Origin of the sequence: Clostridium sp. MCC344 (assembly GCF_018785365.1) — a bacterium.
Taxonomy (GTDB): Bacteria; Bacillota; Clostridia; order Lachnospirales; family Lachnospiraceae; genus Pilosibacter.
Genome location: NZ_WQPQ01000060.1, coordinates 300399 through 310619 on the forward strand (window position 1 = coordinate 300399; position 10221 = coordinate 310619).

Consider the following 10221-nt stretch of genomic DNA (forward strand, 5'->3'; position numbering starts at 1 on the left):
GCCGGGATTTCCTTACATACTGATCTTCTTTTCCCACTTTCCGGACATATAATAAAGCTCGACGAGAATGGATGCCACGATCCATCCGATCGGATAACCGAAGCCGACAACTGCGGCCGTGTTGCAGATCGAGGTTGCAATATAGAGATAGATCTGGCGGAACAGGACAAAGGAGAACAGCATGATCAGCATCGGAGTCCTGGAATCACCGGCTCCTCGCATGGCTCCTGCGACAACCTGGTTCGGGCAGCAGAACGCGAGCATGAAGACGTTCATCCGGAGAAACATGGTTCCGTAGCGGACCACATCCGGCTCCTGGTTAAAGATCGCGACAAGGCTCGGGGCGAACAGGAAGAGGACGGCGGCGCTTGCGAACGTGATAATGAGAGCGAGGCGCATCGCGACACCGGTTCCTTTTTTGGCCCTCGGAAGGTTTCCGGCACCGAGGTTCTGACTCATGAAGGTCGTGGAAGCCTGACCGATACTCTGCATCGGAAGAAAGACGAACTGGTCGATCTTCGAATAACTGCTCCATCCGGCCATACAGCTCGAACCGAAGGTGTTGATGTAGGACTGGACATACACGTTTGAGAATGAGGTCAGCGACTGCTGGAATCCGGTCGGAAGTCCGATCATGAGGATCTGCTTGAAGATTCCTTTGTCGATCCGCAGATCACGCCAGGTAAGTCTGTAATTTTCCGTGCTGCGGGAGAGGACGACGAGTACCAGGGCAGCGGAGATGAACTGGGAGATGATCGTCGCGTAGGCAACGCCCTCGATCGCCATTCCGAAGCCGACCACAAAGAGGAGGTCGAGCGCGATGTTCATGACGCTGGAGAGACAGAGGAAGTAGAGGGGACGTTTCGTATCGCCCACCGCGCGCAGGATCGCACTTCCCATATTGTATACAAGAAGACCGAACACGCCGGAAAAATAGATTTCAAGGTACACGGACGCAGACGGAAGGACATCCTCCGGTGTGGACATGAATTCCAGCATATACGGGGTGACCCAGATGCCGAGTCCGGTCAGGAGAATTCCGCAGATGAAAGTCAGCGCCATCGTCGTCTCGACTGCGATGTGGAGTTTTTCATCATCGTGCGCTCCGTAGTAGCGGCTGATCACGACGCCGGCGCCGACGGAAGTTCCTGTGAAGAACATGACGATCATGTTGATGATGCTTGTTGTGGACCCAACAGCGGCGAGGGCGTGGGAGCCGACGAAGTTTCCGACGACGAGGCTGTCTACGGTGTTGTAGAGCTGCTGAAAGAGATTTCCGATCACAAGCGGAACCGCGAACATGATGAGAAGTTTCGTGATGGAACCGGATGTCATGTCCATGGATTTTTGTTTTTTAGGGGTATGGTTCATAGCGGGTTCTCCTTGGCGTGACGCAAAAGGCTGCAGTAGTTACCGGATATGTTTCCAAAATGGAGAGTCATGCAGGATCCTGTCCGGATATCGCAGCAGGAAAATGGTGGACGGGTGACAAAAGAGGGACCGGGAGCAGAAATCCCAGTCAATGAAATGAATGTCAAGTTCATGTAAAGAATGTTAATTAAAGTCTAAATCAGAACGGTTGGAATGTCAATTGCTTTAACAAAACCTGTAAAAATGAAAAATTGCAAGGTAAATATTTGCGAAGGAAGACCCGGGATCATAAATACTGAAAGTGAGAACATGGCTCCCGGAAAAAACGGCAAAATCTGCGGGCGGTCATGTTCAGAACTGCTTGCGCATGAAGGCAAATAATGCTATATTTAATATGATAAATTGCCATTTCTGCCCCCATCAGCCTGCTCAGGGAATCTGATAGGAAAATGAATGCGATAAATATAGAAGAAAGGTAATTATTCAGTAGGTCTGCGCACTTGCTGCGCTGACCGTAACAAAACACAGGCTTGAAGGCAAAAATCCCATCGGCGAAGCCGATTTGGAATGGATTTTTGCTCGTAACTGTGAGGGACTGAACAGTTACGAAGAAAGATGTGCAGGAAACCGGCTGTCTCAGGGCGCCGGATCCCTGCAGAAGTAAAAAAGAAGAGAGGAACATGAATGGTTCATTATTCCCAGGATAAAATCAGAAATTTCTGTATCATTGCCCACATCGACCACGGTAAATCCACGCTGGCGGACCGCATTATCGAGAAGACCGGTCTTTTAACGAGCCGTGAGATGCAGGCGCAGGTTCTCGACAATATGGAGCTCGAGCGCGAGCGCGGCATCACGATCAAATCCCAGGCTGTCCGCACTGTCTATAAGGCGAAGGACGGCGAAGAGTATATCTTCAACCTGATCGATACCCCAGGTCATGTGGACTTTAACTATGAGGTATCCCGAAGCCTTGCGGCCTGTGACGGCGCGATCCTTGTCGTTGACGCGGCCCAGGGAATCGAGGCGCAGACACTTGCGAACGTCTACCTCGCCCTTGACCATGACCTCGACGTTGTCCCGGTCATCAATAAGATCGACCTTCCGAGCGCCGATCCGGACCGTGTGGCGGAGGAGATCGAGGACGTGATCGGACTTGAGGCTCACGATGCGCCGAGGATCTCCGCAAAGATGGGCTTAAATATCGAAGATGTTTTAGAGGCGATCGTCCACAAGATCCCGGCTCCGAAGGGAGATCCGGAGGCACCTCTCCAGGCCCTGATCTTCGACTCCCTCTACGATTCCTACCGCGGCGTTATCGTGTTCTGCCGTGTGAAAGAGGGAACCGTTAAGAAAGGAACCCCGATCCAGATGATGGCGACGGGCGCTTCCTACGATGTCGTGGAGGTCGGATACTTTGGCGCAGGCCAGTTTATCCCGTGCGATGAGCTCCGCGCCGGTATGGTAGGTTATATTACCGCCAGCATCAAGAACGTAAAAGATACCCGTGTCGGCGATACGGTGACGAACCGCTTAAATCCATGTGCAGCACCGCTTCCGGGATATAAGAAAGTCACTCCGATGGTCTACTGCGGTCTCTACCCGGCGGATGGAGCGAAATATCCGGAGCTTCGTGACGCCCTGGAAAAATTACAGTTAAATGACGCGTCCCTGTTCTTTGAGCCGGAGACATCCATCGCTCTTGGATTCGGATTCCGCTGCGGATTCCTTGGACTTTTACACTTGGAGATCATCCAGGAGCGCTTAGAGCGCGAGTACAACCTCGACCTTGTCACAACGGCTCCGGGCGTTGTATACCGGATCCACAAGACGAACGGAGAGGTGATCGACCTCACGAACCCGTCCAACATGCCGGATCCGTCCGAGATCGACTATATGGAAGAGCCGATCGTCTCCGCAGAGATCATGGTCACGACCGAATTTGTCGGTGCGATCATGCAGCTGTGCCAGGAGCGCCGCGGCGTTTACCTCGGAATGGAATATATGGAAGAGACTCGTGCACTCTTAAAATATGAGCTTCCGTTAAACGAGATCATCTACGATTTCTTCGATGCGCTGAAATCCAGATCCCGCGGTTACGCGTCCTTCGACTACGAGTTAAAGGGATACGAGAAGTCCGAGCTTGTCAAACTCGATATCCTGATCAACAAAGAGGCGGTCGATGCCCTTTCCTTCATCGTCTTCGAAGGTTCCGCCTACGAGCGCGGAAGAAAGATGTGCGAGAAGTTAAAGGATGAGATCCCGAAACACTTATTTGAGATCCCGATCCAGGCGGCCGTCGGCGGAAAGATCATCGCGCGTGAGACCGTCAGAGCGATGAGAAAGGATGTCCTCGCGAAGTGCTACGGCGGCGATATTTCCCGAAAGAAGAAACTTCTCGAGAAGCAGAAGGAAGGAAAGAAGCGTATGCGCCAGGTCGGAAATGTGGAGATCCCGCAGAAGGCGTTCATGAGCGTCCTGAAGCTGGATGAGGAGTAGACGGCAGAGGGAAGAACAGCGATTTTAAAAATCAGAGATCGATTGGCAGGATAGATTCTGCCGGATTCTGGAAAAAGCTGGAAAAATACAGTCTGACAGACAAAAGGATATAGTCCAGAATACTCCCTGTCTGCGCCGCAGCAGGGGAAAAACGCAAAAGTCCATTTCCGGTATAAGAAATGGACTTTTCCTGTATCCGGACCGGAGATCGAATTCCTGACTGCAGGGCCTGTCACCGGCGGTTCTTTTCAAATCTATGGAAACGGACCGATTTTGCCGTTACTTATCTCCTGAAAGGAGAACGGTTTCCCTGACGGAGACAGACCCTGAAAAAACAGAGTGAGGTACACAATGAAACTTACAACTCTTTGTTATATCGAAAAAGATGAAAACTATCTGATGATCCACCGGATCAAAAAGAAACATGACGTCAATAAGGACAAATGGATCGGCATCGGCGGAAAGTTTGAACGCGGGGAGAGTCCGGAGGACTGTATCCTCAGGGAGACGAAGGAGGAGACCGGTCTGACGCTCACAGACTACCGGCTCCGGGGCGTCCTGACTTTTGTATACAACGATGACGATGAGGAGATGGAGTACATTTTCCTCTACACGGCGGACGGCTTTGCGGGGGAGCTCGCGGAATGCAATGAGGGAACGCTGGAGTGGGTCCCGAAAACGCAGATCGACCGCCTGAACCTGTGGGAGGGCGACCGGATCTTCCATTATCTTCTCGATGAAGATGCGCCGTTTTTCTCCTTAAAACTCCGCTATCAGGATGATCTTTTAAAGGAGGCGGTCCTCGATGGAAAGCCGTTGGAGCTTCTCGATCTGCTCCGTGAAGACGGGGAACCGTCCGGTCAGGTGCGCTGGCGGACTCTGGTCCATCTTCACGGAGACTGGCACCGGACGAGCCATGTCTGGGTCGTGAGAAAACGCGCGGACGGAGGACATGACCTGCTTTTACAGAAGCGGAGCGGGGAAAAGGATTCCTTCGCAGGCTGTTATGACATCTCCAGCGCCGGACATATCCCGGCGGGACAGGACTACCTGGAATCGGCGCTGAGAGAGCTGAAGGAAGAGCTTGGGATCACAGCGAAACCGGAAGAGCTGCGGCTTGTGGGAGTCCACGACGGGCGCTATGAGGGCGAATTTGGCGGACAGATCTTTAAAAACCATGAAAAGAGCCATGTCTTCGTCTATGAGAAACCGGTGGAGATCGAAGACCTGAAACTTCAGAAGGAAGAAGTGGAGTCCGTAAAGTGGATGAAGATCGAAGATGTCCTTGCGTCGGTAAAAGCGCATGATCCGGGATACTGTCTGTTTGAGGATGAGATCGAAATGCTCTGCGGGGTGCTCAAATGAGCGGGGGCATGGAATTATATCTGCACATGCCGTTCTGTGTGAGAAAGTGTGCCTACTGCGATTTCCTGTCATTCCCGTCAGGAGCCAAGACGCAGAGAATGTATGCAAAGCGGCTGATGGAAGACATCGGTGTCATGGGAAAACGATACGGGGAGATCCCGGTCGAGACGATCTTTATCGGGGGCGGAACCCCGTCGGTGCCGGACTCTGGGCTGATCGTGGAGATCATGGAACATGTCAGACATGCGTTTCATGTCGCGGATGGCGCGGAGATCTCCATGGAGGCGAATCCCGGGACGGTGACGCGGGAGAAACTTACGGATTACCGGAAAGCTGGGATCAACCGGCTGAGCTTCGGTCTCCAGTCGGCGAATGACCAGGAGTTAAAACTTCTGGGGCGGATCCACACCTGGGCGGAATTTCTGGAGAGCTTTACGCTGGCCCGCGAGTGCGGGTTTGCGAACCTGAATATCGATCTCATGTCGGCGCTTCCGGGACAGACCTGTGAGTCATGGAAGGAGACGCTCTCGCGGGTCACGGATCTTGATCCGGAACATATCTCCGCATACAGCCTGATCATCGAGGAAGGAACGCCGTTCGGTGAACGATATGGGAGCGAAGAGGGGCGGAAACTTCTTCCGGATGAGGACTCCGAGCGGGAGATGTACCATGAGACGAAGCGGTTTTTAAAGGACTGCGGATACGAACGGTATGAGATTTCCAATTATGCGAAGCCGGGGCGGGAGTGCCGCCACAACATCGGCTACTGGACCGGAGTTCCGTACCTGGGACTCGGACTCGGGGCGTCCTCCTATCTGGACGGCTGCCGGTTCACCGTGAACCCGGATATGAAGCAGTATCTCGAAGAAAAGCCGGGAATGTTTGCAGATATCGAAAAGCTGACGAAGAAGGATATGGAAGAGGAATTCTTCTATGTAGGGCTCCGGATGACGGCCGGGGTGTCGCTTTCAGAATTTGAAAGACGATTCGGGATCTCCGCAAAGGAAGTCTACCCGGGGCTGATGGAAACATTCGTGAAAGAAAAGGCCGCGCGTTTTGAAGGTGACCGCTTTGTACTGACTGATTACGGGCTCGATGTGAGCAACTATATCATGGCGCAGTTTCTGCAGGACTGAAGTTCCTGCGGAGGCTGCGTTTTTTAGATTTATGGGAAATTTTGACTTTATGAGTATAAAGTAATACAGAAATATATAGGCAAAGTAAAAGTATGGTAAAAATGTATAAAAAGCTATCAAAAACGGCGAAAATGTGCTATAATTTATACAATCCTTGAGAATGCGATTTTATGCATTTTGCACGGAGAATACCGATCCAGAAATACAGGGGGATATTTTTATGGCTAAGGAAATGATCGCAATGCTCCTTGCCGGCGGACAGGGCTCCAGACTCTACGCGCTGACACAGAAGCTTGCAAAACCGGCAGTTCCTTTCGGCGGAAAGTATCGGATCATCGACTTCCCGCTCTCGAACTGTGTAAATTCAGGAATCGATACCGTTGGAATTCTGACCCAGTACCAGCCGATGGTGTTGAATGAGTATATCGGAAACGGTCAGCCGTGGGATCTTGACCGTCTCTACGGGGGAGTCCATGTACTGCCGCCGTACCAGAAAGCGTCCGGCTCCGACTGGTATAAGGGAACCGCAAACGCGATCTATCAGAACATTCCGTTTATCGAGCGCTACGATCCGCAGTATGTGATCATCTTATCAGGTGACCAGATCTGTAAGCAGGATTACAGTGATTTCCTCCGCTTCCACAAGGAGAAAGGAGCGGAGTTCAGCGTTGCCGTTATGGAGGTCCCGTGGGATGAGGCATCCCGCTTCGGCCTGATGGTCGCAGACGATGATGACCGGATCACGGAGTTTCAGGAGAAACCGAAGAACCCGAAGTCCAACCTGGCTTCGATGGGAATCTACATCTTCAACTGGGATATCTTAAAGAAGTACCTGATCGAGGACGAGGCGGATCCGAACTCCGAGAACGACTTCGGAAACAACATTATCCCGAACCTTCTGAAGGACGGACGAAAAATGTACGCCTACCACTTTGAGGGATACTGGAAGGATGTCGGAACGATCTCTTCCCTCTGGGAGGCAAATATGGAGGTTCTGGATCCGGAGCACAGCGGGATCAACCTCTTTGATGAGAATTGGAAGATCTACAGCCGGAACAGCGGCATGACCGGACATAAGATCGGCTCCAACGCGGTCGTTGAGAACTGTATGATCACAGACGGCTGCCGGATTGATGGAAATGTAAAGCATTCGATCCTGTTCTCCGGTGTTAAGGTAGAAAAAGGTGCAAAGGTCGAGGATGCCGTTGTCATGGGTGGAACCGTCATCAAGGCCGGTGCCGTTGTGGAACACTGCATCGTTGCCGAGAACGTTGTGATCGGTGAGAATGCGATCGTCGGTTCCATGCCGAAGGATGAGGGACACGGTGTCGCGACGATCGGATCCGGGATCACAATCGGAAAGGGCGCAAAGATCGGCCCGAACGCCATGGTCAATAAAAATGTGGAGGACGGTGAAGAACAATGGTAAATTCCAATGCAAATGCGATCGGTATTATTTTCCCGAACAGTTATGACAATCTGGTGCCGGAACTTGCGGGCGACCGCCTGATGGCATCCATCCCGTTCGCGGGACGTTACCGGATCATCGATTTCCTCCTTTCGAGTCTCGCAAACTGCGGGATCAGCAATATCTCCATCGTGGTCCGCGAGAATTACCATTCCCTGATGGACCATCTGGGATCCGGCCGTGAGTGGGATCTTCTCAGAAAGAACGGAGGTCTCAGCATCTTCCCGCCGTATGCGGAGAAGAACATGAAGGTCTACAGCGGCCGTGTCGAAGCGCTGGAGAGTATTCTGCAGTTCCTTAAAAATAAGAAAGAAAAGTACGTTATCATGACCGACGCAAATATTGCGGTCGATTTTGATTTCAATGATATGTTAAGGGCACATATCGAGAGCGGCGCCGATGTGACTGTCGCTTACGCGGAGCAGGAGATCCCGGCGGAGCTGATCCACGCGGGCGCCCATGGGGACATGTATTACACGTTAAAGCTCGAGGACGGGCGTGTGAAAAGGATCTTCATGAATTCCGAGGAGAGCGGAAAACAGAATCTTTCCATGAACATCTATATTATGGAAAGAGAAGCTCTGATCGAGAAGATCCATGCGGCGTTTGTACGCGGCTATTCCTATTTTGAGCGTGATATCCTTGCACCGCGCCTGGAGAAATATAACGTCCGCGCGTACAAGTATGAAGGATATTATGCAAGGATCTGCGGACTGAAGAGCTACTTTGACGAGAATATGAAGCTTCTTGACGATGAGAATCTGGAAGCGCTGTTTACCGGCGGTCCGGTCTACACAAAGATCCGTGACGACAACCCGACGAGATACATTACCGGATGTAAGGCGAAAAATAACCTCGTTGCAGATGGCTGTGTGATCGAGGGAGATGTTGAGAACTGTATTCTTTTCAGAGGCGTCAAGATCGAGAAAGGCGCGAAGATCAGAAACAGTGTCCTGATGCAGGATACGGTCGTGAAGGCCGGCGGACGCTTGGATTACGTTGTTACCGATAAGAACGTTACGATCGAGGTCGGACAGGAGCTTAAGGGAACGGATACACAGCCGTTTTATGTTGCCAAGGGACATACGGTTTAAAAAAGCAAAGGATAAAAGGGAATCTTCCGTGAGAGACTGGATGCTCCATGGAGATTCCCTTTTTGTGTATATGAGAACATAGAAAAAATGAAATCGGAAAGGCAGAGCGCTAAAGTCTGTGAAGCGCGGATTTTCCTGTAAAAAAAGGTGACCTGCGCAATGGCAGATCACCTTTTTGTAAGAAAACGGAGCATCAGGACTGGATCAGATAGACCTCAGAACGTTCCACGCCGTGATTTTTTGTTTCCGAATGTGTGTTGTAAAAAATATCGATGTGTTTTCCTTTGACGCCGCCGCCGACGTCCTCAGCGATATATTCGACGCCGTCGATGAGAAGATGGCTTCCGAGCGGGATGACGCGCGGGTCAACGGCTACGGTGCGGCTCGCGGTGGCCTGGGTTCCTGTTTTTGTGAGGCGTCCATATCCTTCGGAGCAGCTTCTGCATGGGCAGTAGGCGGTTGTCTTGAAGGTTCCTAAGGAGACGAGAGTCGCGTTTTTGATGATACCTGTCTCGGTATCGTACTGGTAGGCGATCGGAAGTGCCTGTCCGTTTACGCTGAGTTTGATCATGTAGGTGTTGTCCGGAATGGAGGACCAGTCGATCATGATCTCAAAGCCGTGGGCGCCGTTTCCGATGCCGCTTGTCTTTAAGTCATCGCGTTCGATATCTGCGGTGGCGGTCTCTGCTAAGAGAGAGTCGCCTGTATGGGCGTTGACCACGGTGACAGTGACGGAGACCGGGGTGTCCGGGGCCGCGGAGTTCCACGCCCATCCGGAGATCTTATTTCCGTCGATGCTGTCGAGGTGGCCAGAGTTTTTCGAGGTGCTTGCGAAGGCGCATACGGTGTTTAGGAGCATCGCGAGGATGGTTATTAAAACACTGATGGTCATTCTGATTTTCTTCATATAACATATCCTTTCTTTTTTGTTTCATATCTGTTACAAAGTATATGCTGTGATGTAACAAATATGTAACAATTTGGAAACAAATATGTATTATACACGGATTTTTTTATTTGTCAAGTTTTCGGGGCATGGGGAGAGCTGGGAGTGGCTTTCTATAGGGTATTGGCGAGAGGTACGCGGTGAGGCTCCGGGATAGCGTGCAGGGGATGCGGGGATGGTTCCTCTAAGCACACGGGCGGCTGCTAAGGGCAGAAAATCGACGACACAACTCGCTGCGCTCAGACAAGTGTCGCCGATTTTCTAACGCAGCCACCCGTGAGCTAAGAGGAAGCCAGATCCCCGGATCAAAGTACGCCATCCCGGAGCCTCACCGCTGTGGGA

At 51.7% G+C, this 10221-nt stretch carries 7 protein-coding genes; 5 read left to right on the forward strand and 2 right to left on the reverse strand.

The window, feature by feature from the left end:
* Positions 1–12 precede the first annotated feature (12 nt).
* Entirely contained in the window at positions 13–1371 is a 1359-nt protein-coding gene (locus GPK90_RS15000) for an MATE family efflux transporter (RefSeq protein ID WP_118530780.1), read from the reverse strand.
* A 684-nt stretch (positions 1372–2055) separates the two neighbouring features.
* On the opposite strand from GPK90_RS15000, the gene lepA reads away from it, so the two are divergent.
* The 5 genes from lepA to glgD all read left to right on the forward strand — a co-directional run bounded on the left by lepA (position 2056) and on the right by glgD (position 8933).
* The gene (gene lepA, locus GPK90_RS15005; RefSeq protein ID WP_118515568.1) at positions 2056–3870 is read left to right on the forward strand and encodes a translation elongation factor 4; all 1815 of its coding nucleotides are present in this window, start codon (positions 2056–2058) and stop codon (positions 3868–3870) included.
* A 351-nt stretch (positions 3871–4221) separates the two neighbouring features.
* Positions 4222–5235, forward strand: coding sequence for an NUDIX domain-containing protein (locus GPK90_RS15010; RefSeq protein WP_215703333.1), 1014 nt, complete (start codon positions 4222–4224; stop codon positions 5233–5235).
* A complete protein-coding gene (gene hemW, locus GPK90_RS15015) occupies positions 5232–6371 on the forward strand; it encodes a radical SAM family heme chaperone HemW (RefSeq protein ID WP_215703334.1) in 1140 nt (379 codons plus the stop codon). The genes GPK90_RS15010 and hemW overlap by 4 nt, the downstream gene beginning before the upstream one ends.
* A gap of 220 nt (positions 6372–6591) precedes the next feature.
* The gene (locus tag GPK90_RS15020) at positions 6592–7800 is read left to right on the forward strand and encodes a glucose-1-phosphate adenylyltransferase (RefSeq protein WP_118530796.1); all 1209 of its coding nucleotides are present in this window, start codon (positions 6592–6594) and stop codon (positions 7798–7800) included.
* Positions 7794–8933, forward strand: a complete 1140-nt coding sequence (gene glgD / locus GPK90_RS15025) for a glucose-1-phosphate adenylyltransferase subunit GlgD (protein WP_118530799.1) — start codon at positions 7794–7796, stop codon at positions 8931–8933. Before GPK90_RS15020 ends, glgD begins: the two co-directional genes overlap by 7 nt.
* A gap of 193 nt (positions 8934–9126) precedes the next feature.
* On the opposite strand, the gene GPK90_RS15030 is transcribed toward glgD, so the two are convergent.
* Positions 9127–9840, reverse strand: coding sequence for a 3D domain-containing protein (locus GPK90_RS15030; RefSeq protein WP_118299194.1), 714 nt, complete (start codon positions 9838–9840; stop codon positions 9127–9129).
* Between the last annotated feature and the right edge of the window lie 381 nt (positions 9841–10221).

Excerpts from the sequence above, each read along its gene's own strand:
- GPK90_RS15000 (WP_118530780.1), bottom strand. The coding sequence starts at position 1,371 with ATGAACCATACCCCTAAAAAACAAAAATCCATGGACATGACATCCGGT.
- lepA (WP_118515568.1), top strand. The coding sequence starts at position 2,056 with ATGGTTCATTATTCCCAGGATAAAATCAGAAATTTCTGTATCATTGCC.
- GPK90_RS15010 (WP_215703333.1), top strand. The coding sequence starts at position 4,222 with ATGAAACTTACAACTCTTTGTTATATCGAAAAAGATGAAAACTATCTG.
- hemW (WP_215703334.1), top strand. The coding sequence starts at position 5,232 with ATGAGCGGGGGCATGGAATTATATCTGCACATGCCGTTCTGTGTGAGA.
- GPK90_RS15020 (WP_118530796.1), top strand. The coding sequence starts at position 6,592 with ATGGCTAAGGAAATGATCGCAATGCTCCTTGCCGGCGGACAGGGCTCC.
- glgD (WP_118530799.1), top strand. The coding sequence starts at position 7,794 with ATGGTAAATTCCAATGCAAATGCGATCGGTATTATTTTCCCGAACAGT.
- GPK90_RS15030 (WP_118299194.1), bottom strand. The coding sequence starts at position 9,840 with ATGAAGAAAATCAGAATGACCATCAGTGTTTTAATAACCATCCTCGCG.